The organism is Microcystis panniformis FACHB-1757, assembly GCF_001264245.1.
Classification (GTDB): domain Bacteria; phylum Cyanobacteriota; class Cyanobacteriia; order Cyanobacteriales; family Microcystaceae; genus Microcystis; species Microcystis panniformis.
Map to the genome: position 1 here is coordinate 3845512 of NZ_CP011339.1, position 17192 is coordinate 3862703.

General features: G+C 41.7%; 16 protein-coding genes and 1 pseudogene. 9 read left to right on the forward strand and 8 right to left on the reverse strand.

Translation table 11 applies throughout. The features are described from left to right. Positions 1-33: 33 nt before the first annotated feature. From VL20_RS18480 to VL20_RS18510, 7 genes are all read right to left on the reverse strand, one after another. Entirely contained in the window at positions 34-1221 is a 1188-nt protein-coding gene (locus VL20_RS18480) for an RNA-guided endonuclease InsQ/TnpB family protein (RefSeq protein ID WP_052277382.1), read from the reverse strand. A 138-nt stretch (positions 1222-1359) separates the two neighbouring features. After that, complete coding sequence (locus tag VL20_RS18485) at positions 1360-1818, reverse strand: hypothetical protein (RefSeq protein ID WP_052277383.1); 459 nt, start codon at positions 1816-1818, stop codon at positions 1360-1362. Between the two features lie 123 nt (positions 1819-1941). Then, entirely contained in the window at positions 1942-3222 is a 1281-nt protein-coding gene (locus VL20_RS18490; RefSeq protein ID WP_052277384.1) for a hypothetical protein, read from the reverse strand. 179 nt (positions 3223-3401) lie between these two features. Further along, positions 3402-4826, reverse strand: coding sequence for a phosphatidylinositol-specific phospholipase C domain-containing protein (locus VL20_RS18495; RefSeq protein WP_052277385.1), 1425 nt, complete (start codon positions 4824-4826; stop codon positions 3402-3404). Positions 4827-5002: 176 nt separating this feature from the next. Further along, positions 5003-5800: a lipase family protein gene (locus VL20_RS18500; protein ID WP_305140328.1), complete on the reverse strand. Its 798-nt coding sequence runs from the start codon at positions 5798-5800 to the stop codon at positions 5003-5005. Between the two features lie 9 nt (positions 5801-5809). After that, positions 5810-6043 (reverse strand): lipase, encoded by a 234-nt coding sequence (locus VL20_RS29405; protein WP_125730241.1) that lies wholly within the window; start codon positions 6041-6043, stop codon positions 5810-5812. Between the two features lie 226 nt (positions 6044-6269). Continuing rightward, entirely contained in the window at positions 6270-7055 is a 786-nt protein-coding gene (locus VL20_RS18510) for a chitinase (protein ID WP_052277386.1), read from the reverse strand. Between the two features lie 364 nt (positions 7056-7419). Between VL20_RS18510 and VL20_RS18515 the strand changes: the two genes are divergently transcribed. The 3 genes from VL20_RS18515 to VL20_RS18525 all read left to right on the forward strand — a co-directional run bounded on the left by VL20_RS18515 (position 7420) and on the right by VL20_RS18525 (position 11603). Then, positions 7420-9795 (forward strand): glycogen debranching protein, encoded by a 2376-nt coding sequence (locus tag VL20_RS18515; protein WP_052277387.1) that lies wholly within the window; start codon positions 7420-7422, stop codon positions 9793-9795. A gap of 79 nt (positions 9796-9874) precedes the next feature. Further along, positions 9875-10525: a TVP38/TMEM64 family protein gene (locus tag VL20_RS18520; protein ID WP_002747821.1), complete on the forward strand. Its 651-nt coding sequence runs from the start codon at positions 9875-9877 to the stop codon at positions 10523-10525. Between the two features lie 70 nt (positions 10526-10595). Further along, positions 10596-11603 (forward strand): DnaJ C-terminal domain-containing protein, encoded by a 1008-nt coding sequence (locus VL20_RS18525; RefSeq protein ID WP_052277388.1) that lies wholly within the window; start codon positions 10596-10598, stop codon positions 11601-11603. A gap of 310 nt (positions 11604-11913) precedes the next feature. Here the strand turns inward: VL20_RS18525 and VL20_RS18530 are convergent, their stop codons facing one another. Further along, positions 11914-12258: a hypothetical protein gene (locus VL20_RS18530; RefSeq protein WP_002781516.1), complete on the reverse strand. Its 345-nt coding sequence runs from the start codon at positions 12256-12258 to the stop codon at positions 11914-11916. A 357-nt stretch (positions 12259-12615) separates the two neighbouring features. Here VL20_RS18530 and VL20_RS18535 point away from each other — a divergent pair, with 357 nt between their 5' ends. The 6 genes and pseudogenes from VL20_RS18535 (at position 12616) to VL20_RS32975 (ending at position 17176) form a co-directional block, all read left to right on the forward strand. Continuing rightward, a complete protein-coding gene (locus tag VL20_RS18535; protein ID WP_052277389.1) occupies positions 12616-13008 on the forward strand; it encodes a hypothetical protein in 393 nt (130 codons plus the stop codon). A gap of 135 nt (positions 13009-13143) precedes the next feature. Next, on the forward strand, positions 13144-14676 hold the full coding sequence (locus VL20_RS18540; protein WP_284526181.1) for a tetratricopeptide repeat protein: 1533 nt from the start codon (positions 13144-13146) through the stop codon (positions 14674-14676). A 45-nt stretch (positions 14677-14721) separates the two neighbouring features. Beyond that, positions 14722-15765 (forward strand): IS630 family transposase, encoded by a 1044-nt coding sequence (locus tag VL20_RS18545; protein ID WP_052277390.1) that lies wholly within the window; start codon positions 14722-14724, stop codon positions 15763-15765. Further along, a pseudogene (locus VL20_RS18550) lies at positions 15766-16623 on the forward strand (tetratricopeptide repeat protein); the annotation flags it as partial. A 150-nt stretch (positions 16624-16773) separates the two neighbouring features. Further along, the gene (locus VL20_RS31285) at positions 16774-16920 is read left to right on the forward strand and encodes a hypothetical protein (RefSeq protein WP_158499368.1); all 147 of its coding nucleotides are present in this window, start codon (positions 16774-16776) and stop codon (positions 16918-16920) included. 124 nt (positions 16921-17044) lie between these two features. After that, positions 17045-17176, forward strand: a complete 132-nt coding sequence (locus VL20_RS32975) for a hypothetical protein (RefSeq protein WP_284525852.1) — start codon at positions 17045-17047, stop codon at positions 17174-17176. Positions 17177-17192 lie beyond the last annotated feature (16 nt).

Consider the following 17192-nt stretch of genomic DNA (forward strand, 5'->3'; position numbering starts at 1 on the left):
TCGCCGCCGTAAACGGACGGTGATTCCCAAACCTCACGATTTAGGTTTCTGCTTCTTTCCCGAAGGATTTTTCGCACCTGCCTTAACAGATTTACTCTGTTCTGGTCTTATGGTCGCTCTACAGACTGACACCGCAAGCCCTGCGGCCAAAATATTTTTACTAGCGTTAACATCTCGGTCATGGTGAGTCCCACAGTCTGGACAATCCCACTCTCGAACATTTAACGGCATTTTCTCAGCAATATAGCCGCAATTACTACACCGCTTAGAGCTAGGAAACCATCTATCTATTTCGATGTAGTTTCTCCCATACCAACGGCATTTGTAGGCTAATTGTCTAGTGATTTCTCCCCAACTAACGTCAGATATTGCCTGAGATAATTTCGGGTTTTTGACCATATTCTTGACGGCTAAATTCTCAACCACAATCGTTTTGTTTTCACGAACTAATTGAGTGGTTAGCTTATGTAAATGGTCTTTTCTGCTATCGTTGATTTGAGCGTGAATTCTGGCTACTTTGATTCTTGCTTTTTCCCGATTTTTTGACCCCTTCTGTTTTCTAGAAAGATTTTTCGCTGCTCTTCGCAACCTCTGATAATGTTTCTTAAAATGCTTGGGATTAGACACTTTATCGCCATCGCTGGTAATCACGAGGCTACTAATTCCTAAGTCAATTCCGATGGCTTTATCTGTTACTGGTAATGGCTTAATTGTTGGGTCATCAAATCTAATTGAAATATGCCAACGTCCAGAAGGATGTAATCTGACTGTTACTGTGCTTGGTTCACAGCTTTCTGGGATTTGTCTTGACCATCGAATAGGTAAAGGTTCTGTGCATTTAGCTAAATAGATTTGTTTGTCTTTAAATTTAAAGGCTGATTTGGTAAATTCGGCACTTCCTCCCTGATGTTTTTTCTTAAAGTTAGGATACTTAGTACGACCAGCAAAGAAATTAGTAAAAGCTGTTTGTAAATGTCTTAACCCTTGTTGTAAAGGTACACAGCTAACTTCGTTTAAAAAGTCTAATTCTTCTTGCTTTTTCCAATCGGTCAACATTGAAGAAGTTTGAGCGTAGCCTACTCTTTCTTGCTTTTCGTACCAAGCTTGTGTTCGTTCGTGGAGAGCTTTGTTGTAAACTAATCTTACACAGCCCAAAGTGCGCCGCAATAGCGACTCTTGTTCGGGTGTTGGGTAAAATCGAAACGAATAGGCTTTTTCCATGTCTCATATTTTAGCATATATTTCGTAAACGATGCTCATATTTAACAGTAAAGCCGTCGTAGAACGACGGGGTTTCAGACACAAATTTTCGATGAATAAGCCAATTCAAGTTGATAGTTAGCGAATCCGCTTTAATGGTTAGTCTTGATAGACATTCATAGTATGTAGCCAAATGGTATCCGTATCCGCGTTTTCTTGTGTACTACCTAACAAAATTTCAAAATAGGAACGACTATCATAGACATGACGAAGGATGTTACAACGTTCGCTGTCTTCAATTACATCAAAACCCGCCGTTTTATTGGGGATTAAAGTAATCGACTGCATCCCATTATCAGCGGCAAAGCAGAGACGAATATCTAAGGGACTTCCCAACCAAGAGGGATCATCAAAACCAAAGACAGAAAATAATCTAGCATTGGCAACCACTAGAGGTATATTGTAGGGTTTAAACTCAAAAGGAATAGCTCCCATATCGGCTTCACCCCGTCTGTCTCCGACAAAATCGCAGGGAAAGTTATTAAAATTCCATAAAAAAGATCCATCCTCATTTTTGACGGTGATAATATAAGTTTCTTGGCATCGGTATAGAACCATAGATTGATAACATCCTTGAATATTTAATTAAGTTTTGTTGATGAAAGAGCTTGTTAGGTTGATTGAGGAAAGTTTGGTTTTTTTCCTCACACCAACCAACTGGTACTATAGCGTCCTATTCGCTTAATAACCCGTTTTGGAATCGATTGCCCCAGCATCAATACCTGCAACTGCCCAACCGACAGCGACGGGATCCTCTGTCACCACGCCAAAAACCAACGCGGCGGCGGAAACAAGATCACTGATCCAGGTATGCCCAACACCGCTAGTCACCTGATTTGGTACTAACATTCCATTCTCAGGAATATTTGATTCTGGATTATAAGCTGCCAAGGTACTCAGAAAAACACCACATGAACCAGTTGCACACATATAAGTCAGATTGGCATCGGCAATGATCGCCCAAGGAGACCCTGAGATGGTTGCATCCTGTTGGGCGGCATTGCCCGCCGTATTACTCTTGACATCAACAACCCAGATACTGCCCATAGAGGAATTAGAGGGGTTGGACGGAGCCGTGGCAATAAAGATTGCTCCCTCTGGATAATTTCCCGGATCTGCATTACCGGCGTTTGGTGAGTAGGCCAAAGATAAAATGACCTGTCCACTGGGTACTGTCCAAATAGGACTTAACGAGGCATTGAAACCACTATAGGGCTGATAGTGTAAACCGCCAGCCGGGGTTGCCCAGTAAATGCCATTTGGTCCTTTACAAACGTCAGTTGCAGTACATCCGCCGTGATAACCGTAAAGGATAGGAGTTGAAGATGGGTTCTGAGCATTGAAGATAACCCCCGTAGCTTCTTTCACACCGCCGAGTAACAGACAATCGTAATTAGTTAGCGTGTTCGCAGGGAAAAAGGTCAGAGATACGGACGCTCCAGACGCTCCATCTTCGTTATAAGATGTGTTTGAACCCACATAAGACAAGCTCGGCACGCCGTTAGACCAAGTGACTGAATACCAGTAGAGGTTGCCATTAGACGCTGCCACGTAAAGAAGGCTTTCGGGGAAATAATAGAAAAGTCCGGCAATTGGCGCATCGGGTTGTTTTTCCGAAGCGATCTGAGTCGTGACATTACTACTTGTGAAGTGGCTGCCTCCAGTAGCGGGATTAATGCTATTAAGCCAAATATTCTCGTCTTCAGATCCGTAAACAAAATAGTAAGGTGGTGAATAGTCAGTGTTGCTGTAATCAAGCAGAAACTCAATAGCAGTGGTACTGGCACCATTATTATCAAGATTACTCACCCCCCCTAAAGTATAACTTGGTGGGGTTGGATTCGGTGAAAATTGCCCAACCGAGATCCCACTTTGGTAAGCAGCGACGACAAAAGTATAGTTCTTATATTCACCAGCAGGAATAGTGATTGCCGAAATACATTGAGTGTAGGGAAAAGACATGATTATCTCCTTTTGAGTTGAAGTTAAAGAGAATTACTTGAGAGGTCAGAAGTAAATAATTTAATTATTTTCCCTTTCTTTCCCTCCCCATTTAGAGTCGTGCCGATTCCCACTGCCGACTGTATCAGAGATTTAGGATAACTAGGCTCAATTAGTGGCGATCGCCTATCTAATGGCAGTTACCATAGGGGTAAGTTATTTGCCCGTCGATACCCTTTTAAAATGTTTAAAGGGACTCCATTAATGAGAGCAGAAAAATTATTGACAGTGGTTTCTAGTTGTCCAGTGCTAGTATTGACACGATTCCACCAATCAGTGGCAATAATGTTAGATTTGATCCCATTTAAACCAGCAAAAAAGCTAGAGAGTTCTTTAGGCACATTAGCTGGTACTCCATAAGCACCTTCATAATTATACTGAGCCATTAATGACCAGAGAAAATTATTAGGTTGGTTGATAGCGTCAATTTGTTGTTGTAAATAACTCTGCACGTCTGACCAAACAGTTACACTTGTACCACACCAATATTGTTTAATAGAACTGCTCCAAAAGGGTGTATTTTGTGCTAACCAATCAGACATACTATCAGGAAATTCGAGAGAACCAACTACAACTCGGCCAGTAGTTTGCCAAAGGTCTTTTAAGGGTTGAGAAATACCAGAGGGCGGAATTAATTTATCTTGTCCAATAGTGTTGATAATCAGATTAGATAAATCTTGATAGGTTTGGCTTGTCCAATTTCCCTCAAAATCATGTAAGTCAAGAATAACAAATTCTTGGGGATTATCAGCTAAAAATTGCGTTACTTGATTGAGAAAATCTACTAAAGTCAGGGGGAGAGCAAAACTCCCGTGACACATAACAAATTGATTATCCCCTGAGCCACTACTAAGCATTAATCTGAGATCAAGGGCACGAATACCTTGACTAAGTTGCTGATTGATGTTTTGGTATTGAGTTTGTACCCACGTTTGACTAATACTACCAGCGCAATAAGTTGAAGCATCGTGAGTGCCTGGCAGGGTTAACTCATTGAGACAAAGGTTTTGAATACAAGGGGCAAATAATTCCATCCAATTATTAGCCCAGTGTAATACGGAAGGACGTAACACACTTTGATCATCTGCTAATCCGCCACTGCCATAATTAGGGGTTGGATAGGAACTAATTGGGTTTTGGGTATTACTAGGGAAATAACCAAGGGCGATCGTTACTACTCCATCATGAATCCATCCTACAGCAGATGTATTAGTAGTATCTGGAGTAGGATAAACAAAAAGACCATTGGGAATATTTTGCCATTCAACTAAAACCCCATAACCTGCTTCTGAGGGGACAGGCGTTGATAGTCCGTGAACTCCACTCTTTTTAGCACTAATTGTAAAGTTAAAGTTACTTACCCCCTCAAGGGTGTAGTTAGCATCACCCGCATCATCTATACTGTCATGACCTACTGTTTCTTTAAACTCAGCATAAAATTGAGTAAAGGAATTAGGACTAATCTGAGAAGATGGATCCCACTCCATCTGGTAACTATGGGATTTTACTTGATTGATGTTATATGGCGTAGCGTTGACAATTTGTATGTGAAATCCAGCACCCATAATAATTTTCTCCTTGATGAAGATGAGTATTGTTGACTTTTTAAAGTCGTTAATTGAGTTACAGTTAAAGAGAATTACTTGAGAGGTCAGAAGTGAATAATTTAAATATTAGCCCTTTCTGTACCTCAATATTTACAGTCGTGCCGATTCCCACTGCCGACTGTTTAGAGAAATAATTAGCTTAACTTAGTGGCAATATCATCTAAATCTTGCTCTGTTAGCGTCAGAGAATCAGCCACATTTTCCGTCAGCGGCCAGTCAATTTCCAGAAGATTGAAATAAGCTTGGATATGCTGAAAATAGGCTTCTTGAAGAAATTGCTTCAGGGGGTTTGGTTGCGGTTGAGAAAAAACGCCACATTTACCTTTCATGGCAAAAGTGCTGGGATTTAACGCCAGATAATTACAGTTTTTCACTTTTTGAATTTGACTATTAACTAATAGTGCAATTCTCGAAGATTTAGGAATATTACAAGATTGATACAGGGTAGGAATCTGCTGTAATTGCTGAATATTCCAAGCATGGGGAACAATATCCAAACTATTCCAGAGGCGGCTGCTTTGATTGAGACCTGGCTGCGTATTTCCGTAGTAATCAGAGAAGGTTTGATCCCCTGGGGTTGCTCCCGCAGAAAATTGGGTATTGACGGTGATTTGTTTACCAGTCGGGTTCCAAGTTGCTTGATTTTCGTACAGCCATAATGCCATTACTGGAGATAATGCTCCGCCTAAACTATGGCCGGTGGTAATGATTTCAATAGGTTGATCAGATTGGCTGGGAATTTCCTGGGTCAAAAATTCTAACAGAGAACGGTTAGAGGTATCTTTCAGGTTTTGCAGAATAGTAATTCCGGTATTTGTTCCTTCCGAAATTTTTCCGCGTTCGGGGAATTGCGTTGACCAGGAAACCATGTTATGGGTAGCAGCATCCTCCTGTAACCAATCAAAAACTGATTGGGGATTCGTAGCGGCGATCGCAACTACCTATTGAGGGTTATTGGTTTCGGCATTTTCTCCCTTTGCCACATACATAATATTATCCCAGTTCTGATTTTTAGGATCATGATAATAAATAACAGGACCCCAAAGAATTGTCCATTGACCAATTTTTCCTTGCACCGTAGGATTGGCTAAATCTGTAATAACTTTCTCGCTATTACTGATATTAGCGAACATGGAAAGACAGAAAAGCGTTTGTTGTTGATCGTAAGTAGGCATTGAAATTTTCTCCCTCCGATTGTGAATTGATTAGGCGTATCTTAGACAAATCCAGGTAATTGAGTCACCAGAAAATTGTTAATGGTTTGGTCACAAAACAAATTTCACAAAAAAGGGATGACCGCTCTTTTTAACTTGATTAAGTTGACCCCAATTTACCCTATCATTAGAGGTGTAAAAATTAGCACCAGAACAGCTATTGGCGGAAAATGTAGGACAAGCATTGCTAAACAGGAAAAACTTTGATCGCTTTTTCGTAGTAAGCTTGACGATCAGCTAGTCCGTTAAGACCACCATTGACTCGTCGGGTGATTTCTTCCACCGTTGCACCGCGATCACAAAGAGCATTCATGTTATTGTTATGCCACCAAAAACCGCCACTGGTAAAAGGATAGGTGGTACTAACATAGTCAACTCCATCCATCACTTTCGGATCATGAATATAATTCGCAAAAGCTTGATAGTTACTGCGTCCCGTTAGTTGAATAACGCCCGCTCCCTTATATTTGGGACCATCTCCTGGATAAATATTTCCTAGGTCTTTCCGTCCGTTATACTCCTCACCGCTACCCAGTTCTTTCATCCATTTCAAGCCTCCACTTTCATGGGCAGTTTGGCTTAAGAAATGACACATTCGGGGGTGAGTGTTAATGTCAAAGCGATTTAAGCAAGAATTGAGGTCTGCTAATTGTCCATCGCTAATGACATTACCATAGATAAATTCGGCTTGAGTTTTGGAGATCAAATTATTACCCCCTGGTAATTCTTTAAGTTCTAGTAAAAATTTCGCCGAAGATGATCCCAAGGTATCCAATTCGCCTTCTTTGATTTTTTGTTTGAATTCTTCAAAGGCTTGTTTTGTTTGGGATCCATAAATACCATCAACCCCATTAGCAGGAAGTAATCCGAAAACTTGTAAACGGGTCTGAACTTCTCGGCAAAGTTCCGAGTCTCCTGCTAAGGAATCAATGGGTTTAACAAGGTTTTGTTGAATGATGTCTTCTAATTTCATGGTGTTTATTTCCTGGTATTGAGTCCTGGCTCTGTCGTTTCATAGTAATTAGCAAAGTCTTGATCGCCAGGGGTTGCACCGGCAGAAAATTGCGTATAAACCTTGACTTGTTTGCCTTTTGGATTCCAGCTTGTCTGATTCTCATAATTAGATAGAGGATTGTCGGGAGGAGCAACTTTATGAGATGCTTAAGTTCTGCAGCTAAAAGTTATTCCTATGTCAGCCCCCCCCCCATCCTCAACCATTTGAGTAACTAAGTCAATGGATTAAGCCCAGAAACGTTGAATCTCGTCATAAAAATTTACATTCAAGAGTATACTAAATCTAGACTTTAGACGGTCATAATCTGAGATTTATTAAACTTATGAAATCGGAGAGTGAGATCGGTCAAAATCATCCCCAATCTGGTAATTATGCCACCCTAGATAGCCATCTCTGGGCCGATGTCACTTATCCCCTCGGGGCGCATTATCGGGGCGATAGTGTCACCTTTGCCGTCTATTCTAAAAATGCCAGTCAGATTCTTCTGGAAATCTACGAGCGCCCGACGGGAGAAAACGCTAAGTATGATTACTGGTTGACAAAAAACCCAAATGATGATATATGGCGGGCAAAAATCGCCGGTATTGGCCACGGCAGTTACTACGCTTTTCGCTGTTGGGGTCCCAATTGGCAATTTGATCAAAAATGGCAAAGAGGCCACAGTAACGCCGGTTTTCGGGCAGATGTGGACGATTTTGGCCATCGTTTTAACCCCAATAAAGTCCTCTTCGATCCCTACGCGCGAGAACTTTCCCACGACTTTGAAACCCTGGCCATGATCGCAGCCGGAGAAAATGCGGGAATCTATGCCACGGGAGAAGGGGACTACAAAGGAGTGATCCGGCGGCAATACGATACGGGTAAATGGTCGCCCAAAGGCATTGTGATCGCGCCGGATGGGACTTCTACCGGGATTCGTCCCCGTCTGGGGGCCGAAAAAGCGATCATTTACGAGGCCCATGTGCGCGGTTTAAGTCATCACCCCTCCGCTAGTCGTTTGGAAGATATTCTCAAGGGAATTACAGGTTTTGAGGAAGTGGCCAACGTTCCCGACCAGTACAGAGGAACTTATGCGGGGGCCGGCTATATGGCCAAATACCTAAAAGCGCTGGGATTTACCACGATCGAACTCTTACCGGTCCAAGAAACCGCTAACGATAATAACCCCGACGATCGCCCCGGCGGTAACTATTGGGGTTACATGACCTTTGGTTATTTCGCTCCCGATCGCCGTTATGCTTATGATCGCTCCCCCGGGGGACCCACCAGAGAGTTTAAGGCCATGGTCAAAGCTTTCCACGACCAAGGTATGGAAGTTTATCTCGATGTGGTCTATAATCACACCGGAGAAGGGGGCAATTGGGGCAGCAACGATGTCACCGGATTTGTTAGTTTTGGTGGTTTTGATGTGGTGGAATACTATCAACTCACCGACGAACATTATCTAGTCGATGGGGCCACTGGCTGCGGAAATCAATTAAACTTTTCCCATATTGTCACCTGTAATCTGGTTCTTGATTCCCTCATCTATTGGTTAGAAACCATGGGAGTTGATGGTTTTCGTTTTGATCTGGCCCCCGTCCTCGGTCGAACTCCTTCTAGTCATGAACGAGAAGATTGGCACAAGCAAAAACAATTCTTTCCTAAACATCCTTTGTTAGAAAAGATCGAGCAATTAGGCAAGAAATATGATGCCGAAATGATCGCCGAAGCTTGGGATATCTGGGGTTACGAAGTAGGTAATTTCCCAACGGGTTGGGGCGAGTGGAATGGCCGTTATCGCGATGCAATCCGGCGTTTTTGCAAGGGAGATGGTAATACTTTTAAATTCATCGAACAGGTGAACGGAGATTATCACAATTTTCATGACCAAGGCGGACCACACAAATCGATCAGTTTTATTGTTGCCCACGATGGTTTTACCCTGATGGATTTGGTCAGTTATAACAATAAAAATAACCTCAATCCCTGGCCTTTTGGTCCTTCCGATGGCGGCAATAATAATAACGATTCTTGGGATTCTGGCGGTAATCAGGCCTTACGTCGCCAAAGATTACGCAACTTTTGGACGATTCAATTTTTATCTCGCGGTGTTCCCATGACTGTCTGGGGTGATGAATTTGGCCGCACTCAAAATGGTAATAATAATCCCTACAATATTGATAGTCTGGCCACTTGGAATAATTATGATATGATTGCCACCCGTTCACCCCATCTACTGCCCACCGGTTATCGGGAAGCTTATCACAATAATTTTGGCAGGGGAACTAATCAAGAAGAACGCAATCCTTTATTTATTTTTGCCGCTTATATTGCTCACTTAAGAAACAATCATATAGCACTCAAACAGCGCCGCTATGGCGATATGGTTCTCAATGCGGGCAATAGTGTCACCTATTTATTTAAAAAACCCGATGGGGTTAGCGATTTAACTGCCCATGCTCGCTCTATTTGGTTTTTAATTGATGGTAGTGCCGTCGGTGATCACGATTTTTTGGTGTTAATTAATATGTATCATCTGCCGGTGGATTTTCGTCTTCCCTCCCCAGGCAATAATTATCGTTGGGTAAGACTTATTGACACGGCAGCTTGGGCAGAAACCAATTATAATTGTTGGTCTGTGGAGCAAGGAGCAGTAATTGCCGATAACTACAAAGTCAATGGTTTTTCGATCGTGGTTCTCGAGGAGATTAACTGAATTTTTGGCAATAGGGAAATATAAACCCCTATTGCATCTTATGTTTTATAACCCGCACTTAGCCCAAAATTACCGTTAAATGTCTAAAACTAAAAGTAGTGTTATTATCCTAACCATAATTTGTATTATCGCCACAGCGATGGGAGTTTATCTAATCGGTGGTATCGACTCCCAACAATTACAGATATGGTTAAAACAAATGGGAATTATGGCCCCCATTTTGTATATTATTGTCTATACGATCGGGACAATTTTAATCCTACCTTCTACCCCCTTAAACCTCAGTGGTGGCGCGATCTTTGGGGTAGTTATGGGAACAGTTTGGACAACGATCGCCGCTTTGGTGGCCGCTATAGTTGCCTTTGCTTTTACCCGTACTATTGGCCGGGAATATACCGCCAAAAAATTTCAGGGAAAATGGCAAGCGATCGATGCAGAAATGCAGCAAGGCGGCCTATTTTATATGTTTGCTATCCGTCTATTACCGATTATTCCCTACGGTATCGTTAACTTTGTTGCGGGATTAACTTCTATCCGTTTTCGCGATTATTTCATCGGTACTTTATTAGGCACTGTCCCCGGAATTTTACCCTTTGTCATGATGGGTGCGGGTTTAAAATCTTTGGGAAAAGGCGATATATTGCCCCTAATGGTGGCTTTTACCCTCATTGCTCTGTTAGTAGGTGTGGGAACTTGGTATCGTCGTCGTCGGCAATTTCCCTTTCAGTGATCAGCGATAAAATTAAGTTAGATTAGGAATATTCCGACTGAATCCCCATTGCTAAGGAGATAGCGTATCGATGCCTGCCGCAGATTATAAAGATTATTATGCCGTTCTGGGAGTAGGTAAAACTGCCAGCGCTGAAGAAATTAAAAAAGCTTTTCGCAAATTAGCTGTCAAATATCACCCCGATCGCAATCCTAACAATAAAAGCGCCGAAGAACGTTTTAAAGAAATTAGCGAAGCTTACGAAGTCCTCTCCGATAGCGAAAAACGCCAAAAATACGATCAATTTGGACAATATTGGCAACAGGCCGAGCGATCGAATTGGCCAGGTGGTAATGGGGGGGTTGACTTTGGTTCCGACGGTTTTGACTTTAGCCAGTACAGCACCTTTGATGATTTTATCAATGAACTGCTCGGTCGCATGGGGCGCTCCGGCGGTACTCGCCCCAGTTCCCATTCCTACGGGACTCCGGGGAGAGGATTTGGCGATTTTAGCAATTTTAACGACTTTGCCGGCGCTCGTACTCCACCGCAATCCGTCACTTCTGGTGTCTCCACCGCTAAACTGCGTCTGAGTTTTGGGGAAGCTTTACGAGGAGTACAAAAACGGGTTAATTTAGCCGGAGAAATGATCGATATCAAAATCCCCCCAGGAACCAAAACCGGTAATCGTCTCCGGGTACGGGGTAAAGGACTAATCGATCCCTTGAGTAAACAACGGGGAGATCTATTTCTCGATGTGGAATTAGAACCCCATCCTTTCTTTACTTTTGAAGGCGATAATTTAACCTGTGAAGTGCCGATTACTCCCGATGAGGCAGTTTTAGGCACAGCGATTGAAGTTCCTACCCCCGATGGCCTGGTGACGGTAAAAGTTCCCGCCGGTATTCGTTCCGGTCAATCCCTGCGCTTACGCGGCAAAGGTTGGATCGATAATAAAGGACAACGCGGCGATCAATTAGTCAAAATTGTCATCGATACTCCCAAAGAATTAACCGCGATCGAACGGGAATTATACGAGAAAATTAAATCTCAGCGTACCACCGATCCCCGTCGTCATCTCAGACAGGTGCAAATTTAAGTCCCTAGCTAGGGTTTGCCAAAACAGTTTTTCTTGGTCCTGATTACTGTCTCTGGGGTTTATAAGTGGTTAGGTGTTAATTCGTCAGTTCCCCCCCTTATCAAGGGGGGATTAAGGGGGGATCGGCACCCCCCTTATCAAGGGGGGATTAAGGGGGGATCGGCACCCCCCTTATCAAGGGGGGATTAAGGGGGGATCGGCACCCCCCTTATCAAGGGGGATTAAGGGGGATCGGCACCCCCCTTATCAAGGGGGGATTAAGGGGGGATCGGCACCCCCCTTATCAAGGGGGGATTAAGGGGGGATCGATCTAGAATTTAACCTTACTAGCCAACCAATTAGTAATTAATTTGGGGCTATTTTTCTTCACCCAATAGAGAGCATAAATTCTGAATATAGGCTTAGAAAAACGAGCGATCGCTTTCATAATAAAATTTAAGTAACGACGATGAAACTTTTTATTAATTAAATTTAACGAACCCACATCGTAAAGACAGTCGATGATAATTCTAAAAGTCGTTTCCTCTCTTTGGAATAAACTATCTATTAACAATAGCACTTCCTGAATCCGTTGCTGTTTAAGCTGTTCCTCTTCGGAAACAGCCGAGAGAATCTGCTGCTGCTTAGATAATTTACTATCCGATGGGGTTAACATGATATGGTAGGGAAAAAATTAACTTGTTTTGATTTTATCCCTATTTGCCGATTTTGCAAGACCAACCCCCCCATCTATCCCCATTTTTACGATAACACGGATCTTTCCTCTCCCATGCCGTCTTGACTGTGATTGCTGTGATTGTGTCATGGACTGTGATTGATTAAGAAAAATAGGGCAGAATAAAATTATGAAAGCTAAAATGAGGACTAAATCATGAATGCTCCCTTAACCACAAGTTTACTTTAGCAGTACAGGAATTTACCACTGAAGCAATCTCTAAAATCCCTATATTGTGGCAAAAAATCAAAACCCAATAATATAATAAAGTTAACCCTCATCACCCCGATTTTATCTATGGAACCGATAACAGTGGCGACAATTGTTGCTTTGGTATTTCAGACTACTGTAGAAAAATTTACCGAAGCTGCTCTAGAAAAAATTAATACTTTGCGGCAAATCATCTGGAATAAACTTAAAGCTAATCCTAATGCTGAAAAAGCTTTACAAGCTGCTGAAAAAGGGTCAAAAACTGATCTAGAAAAAGTAGCAGATTATTTAAAGGTTGCCATGAATGATGAAGCAGATTTTGCCGAAAAAGTCAAGGGTTTAGCAACAGAAATTCAATCCTTGAAAATTCAGGATAATAGTAGTATGAATCAAGCTAATTCTGGAGGTCAAAATTTACAGAATCAGGGTCAGGTTAGTGAAGTTTATCAAGCAGCAACTATAAACATTAATAAAACCTGACTGCAGCCGCCTGTTCAGGAACAGGTTAAACAACATCCTCACAATTTATCTAATAGTAATATCCCTAAGTTTGTTGGTAGGGATCAGGAATTAATTGACTTAAAAAAGCAATTACAACAATCCCAAAAGCTTGCTATATCTACCTTAACGGGAATGGGAGGCATAGGTAAAACCGAACTAGCCAGACAGTTTGGCTGGCAAGAATGGCGGGAAAAAGCCTATCCGGGGGGTATATGTTGGTTAAATGTGGCAGAAAGTGACGGCGGTTTTATCGGTACTTCTATTCTAGATTTTGCGCGGGTACATCTCAAATTAACTTTACCAGATGAGGGAGAATTAGACGTAAAAATTCGTTATTGTTGGCAAAACTGGTTAACGGGAAATGTCTTAATTATCTTTGATGATGTGCGGGATTATCAGCAAATTAGGGATTATTTACCACCGCAAGAAGAGAAACGCTTTCAGGTTTTAATTACCACTCGCAAAGAATATTTATCAGCGACAATTGCGACTTTTCGGGTAGAAGTATTAAAAGAAAAAGATGCACTTGATTTATTGCGTTCCTACCTTGAAGACAACAGAATTGACACACAAATCGAGGCAGCTAAATTATTATGTCAGGATTTAGGTTATTTACCCTTAGGGTTAGAATTGGTGGCAAGGTTACTGGTACGACGACAGGATTGGAAAATCAGCAAAATACGGCAGAAATTAGCCGAAAAAGGCTTAGATGAGCCAAGTTTAGCCAAAAATCCCAAGTTTCATGGGGAAATGACTGCGGAAAGAGGGTTAAAAGCTGCCTTTAATCTCAGTTGGGAGGAGTTGGATAGCGAACCAGAAGCGCAAATTTTGGCACTTTACCTCAGTTTATTCGCTCTTGCGCCCTTTCCCAAGGGGATGATTCTGGATTTATTTCCCGATGAGGATGGGGATACAGTGGAGGAATGGTTAACCGATAGTTTAGTTCACCTGAGTTTAGTTCAGGATAATCGTGATGGTTGGTATGAAATTCATCCCCTGTTGCGTCGCTACTTTCGGGATAAGTTAGAAGCATCACCCCACGCAGAACCCGCAAAACGCCGTTATTGTGAGATTATGGCCAAAAAATCGGCAGAAATGCCACAGAATCCCACTGTAGAAATCGTTGAAGAATTTAAACCTTTCCTTCTCCATCTGCAAGCATCTGTCGGGGAATATCCCCAATATATCGCTGATGAGGATTTATTTTGGTCCTATACGGGTTTAGCTCGTTATTATGAAGGACAAGGATTGTATGCTGCTGCAGAACCCTACTATCAAGATTGTTTAACCGCAACTCGAACCCACTTAGGAGACAATCATCCCGATGTGGCAACTTCCCTCAACAATTTAGCAGGATTGTACGAATCCCAAGGTAGATACTCAGAAGCGGAACCTCTCTATCGAGAAGCATTAGATTTGAGAAAACGACTCTTAGGAGACAATCATCCCCATGTGGCACTTTCCCTCAACAATTTAGCATACTTGTACCGCTCCCAAGGCAGGTACACAGAAGCGGAACCTCTCTTTCTAGAAGCATTAGATTTGTGTAAACGACTCTTAGGAGACAATCATCCCGATGTGCCACTTTCCCTCAACAATTTATACTTTGCACGGCTACAACTTGCATTTTTTACTCAAGGACAATAATATAGTTTAAGAGTCATAATTAGAAGCAAAGCACTCATTAAAAACATGATTAACCTAGAATTCACGGAAGAAGAAAAGAACTCACTGTATTATGAAAGATTTCATCATCCCCATCCCCGGGTTCAACTGAAGATGGAAGTTCTCTGGTTAAAAAGCCAAAAGATACCGCACCAAAAAATTTGTCAGTTAGCAGGAATCTCGCCAAATACCTTATTAACCTATCTTCGCGATTATCAAGAAGGCGGAATAGAAAAATTAAAAGAAATCAACTTCTATCGCCCTAAAAGTGAATTAGAGTTTCAAAAAGAAACCCTCAAAAAATACTTCGAGAAAAATCCACCAGCCACAATAAATGAAGCTGTATATAGGATAGAAGAATTGACGGGAATAAAACGAAGTCCTACCCAAGTGAGAAAATTTTTAAAATCAATGGGAATGAAATGTTTAAAAGTAGGTTCTCTTCCTTCTAAAGCTGACCCAGATGAACAAGAGGACTACAAAGAAAAAAAGCTAGAACCCAGACTAAATGAGGCAAAAGAAGGAAAAAGGGCTGTTTTTTTTGTTGATGCCGCTCACTTCGTCATGGGAGCATTTCTCGGTTTTGTTTGGTGTTTTGAGAGACTTTTTGTTAAGTCACCGAGCGGGCGTAAACGCTTCAATGTTTTAGGAGCATTAAATGCAATAACTCATGAAGTTATTCTGGTTACGAATGACACTTATATTACGGCAACTCAAGTCTGTGAACTCCTTGAAAAAATAGCTGCTTTAGGACTAATGATTCCCATCACTCTAGTCTTAGATAATGCCCGCTATCAAAAATGTAAAATTGTTGAAGAATTGGCTCTTTCTTTGTCAATAGAGCTGCTCTATCTGCCGTCTTATTCACCTAATCTAAATTTAATTGAAAGGCTGTGGAAATTGGTCAAAAAGAAATGTTTATATGGTAAATATTATGAGAACTTTTCTGACTTTTCTTCAGCTATTTATGAATGTCTGAATGATGCCCATCTGAAACATAAAAAAGAACTGGATTCCTTGCTGACTCTACGATTTCAGAAGTTTAATAAATCTCAGATTATGAACGTCTAAAGTATAGCAGCATTGTACGAATCCCAAGGCAGATACACAGAAGCGGAACCTCTCTTTCTAGAAGCATTAGATTTGTGTAAACGACTCTTAGGAGACAATCATCCCCATGTGGCACTTTCCCTCAACAATTTAGCACTATTGTACTATTCTCAAGGCAGGTACACAGAAGCGGAACCTCTCTTTCTAGAAGCATTAGATTTGTGTAAACGACTCTTAGGAGACAATCATCCCCATGTGGCACTTTCCCTCAACAATTTAGCATACTTGTACCGCTCCCAAGGCAGGTACACAGAAGCGGAACCTCTCTATCTAGAAGCTTTAGATTTGAGAAAACGACTCTTAGGAGACAATCATCCCCATGTGGCAACTTCCCTCAACAATTTAGCAGCATTGTACGAATCCCAAGGCAGATACACAGAAGCGGAACCTCTCTTTCTAGAAGCATTAGATTTGTGTAAACGACTCTTAGGAGACAATCATCCCCATGTGGCACTTTCCCTCAACAATTTAGCATACTTGTACCAATCCCAAGGCAGATACACAGAAGCGGAACCTCTCTATCTAGAAGCTTTAGATTTGTATAAACGACTCTTAGGAGACAATCATCCCGATGTGGCACTTTCCCTCAACAATTTAGCATACTTGTACCAATCCCAAGGCAGATACACAGAAGCAGAACCTCGCTATCTAGAAGCGATTAATATTTTCAGGGAAAGATTAGGGGAAAATCATCCCAATACCCAAACCGTTTATCGGAATTATCTGAGGATGTTATCCCAATTACCCGAAGCAGAATTAAGACAACGGTTTCCCGATGAGGTGGTGGAGATGTTGAAACCAAAACCCCCTCATCCCTGAAAACAGTCTTAACTGTGATTGGAATGTTGAATGATGAACTATGACTAGGAACCTAGTTAAGAGTGGATTAGAGATGAAGATTGATTGAATGAACTAATCATAGTTAAGACCATTGGAAAAGAGGGTCTGTAGGCGCACGGATTTTCCATTATGAATATAATATCCTGTCAAGTCGCCTTTGTCAAGAGAAATTTTGACAACATCCAGACAAACGTTATTGTAGGGGTAATTCATGAATTACCCCTACACCTATTACCTAGTCCAGTAACCCACCACCATCGACAGTGGTTGATGTAATCATCTGATGAACTATGACTAGGGAGCTAGTTAAGAGTGGATTAGAGATGAAGATTGATTGAATGAACTAATCATAGTTAAGACCATTGGAAAAGAGGGTCTGTAGGCGCACGGATTTTCCATTATGAATATAATATCCTGTCAAGTCGCCTTTGTCAAGAGAAAATTTGACAACATCCAGACAAACGTTATTGTAGGGGTAATTCATGAATTACCCCTACACCTATTACCTAGTCCAGTAACCCACCACCATTGACAGTGATTGGAATGAT

Excerpts from the sequence above, each read along its gene's own strand:
- VL20_RS18480 (WP_052277382.1), bottom strand. The coding sequence starts at position 1,221 with ATGGAAAAAGCCTATTCGTTTCGATTTTACCCAACACCCGAACAAGAG.
- VL20_RS18485 (WP_052277383.1), bottom strand. The coding sequence starts at position 1,818 with ATGGTTCTATACCGATGCCAAGAAACTTATATTATCACCGTCAAAAAT.
- VL20_RS18490 (WP_052277384.1), bottom strand. The coding sequence starts at position 3,222 with ATGTCTTTTCCCTACACTCAATGTATTTCGGCAATCACTATTCCTGCT.
- VL20_RS18495 (WP_052277385.1), bottom strand. The coding sequence starts at position 4,826 with ATGGGTGCTGGATTTCACATACAAATTGTCAACGCTACGCCATATAAC.
- VL20_RS29405 (WP_125730241.1), bottom strand. The coding sequence starts at position 6,043 with ATGCCTACTTACGATCAACAACAAACGCTTTTCTGTCTTTCCATGTTC.
- VL20_RS18510 (WP_052277386.1), bottom strand. The coding sequence starts at position 7,055 with ATGAAATTAGAAGACATCATTCAACAAAACCTTGTTAAACCCATTGAT.
- VL20_RS18515 (WP_052277387.1), top strand. The coding sequence starts at position 7,420 with ATGAAATCGGAGAGTGAGATCGGTCAAAATCATCCCCAATCTGGTAAT.
- VL20_RS18520 (WP_002747821.1), top strand. The coding sequence starts at position 9,875 with ATGTCTAAAACTAAAAGTAGTGTTATTATCCTAACCATAATTTGTATT.
- VL20_RS18525 (WP_052277388.1), top strand. The coding sequence starts at position 10,596 with ATGCCTGCCGCAGATTATAAAGATTATTATGCCGTTCTGGGAGTAGGT.
- VL20_RS18530 (WP_002781516.1), bottom strand. The coding sequence starts at position 12,258 with ATGTTAACCCCATCGGATAGTAAATTATCTAAGCAGCAGCAGATTCTC.
- VL20_RS18535 (WP_052277389.1), top strand. The coding sequence starts at position 12,616 with ATGGAACCGATAACAGTGGCGACAATTGTTGCTTTGGTATTTCAGACT.
- VL20_RS18545 (WP_052277390.1), top strand. The coding sequence starts at position 14,722 with ATGATTAACCTAGAATTCACGGAAGAAGAAAAGAACTCACTGTATTAT.
- VL20_RS31285 (WP_158499368.1), top strand. The coding sequence starts at position 16,774 with ATGAATATAATATCCTGTCAAGTCGCCTTTGTCAAGAGAAATTTTGAC.
- VL20_RS32975 (WP_284525852.1), top strand. The coding sequence starts at position 17,045 with ATGAATATAATATCCTGTCAAGTCGCCTTTGTCAAGAGAAAATTTGAC.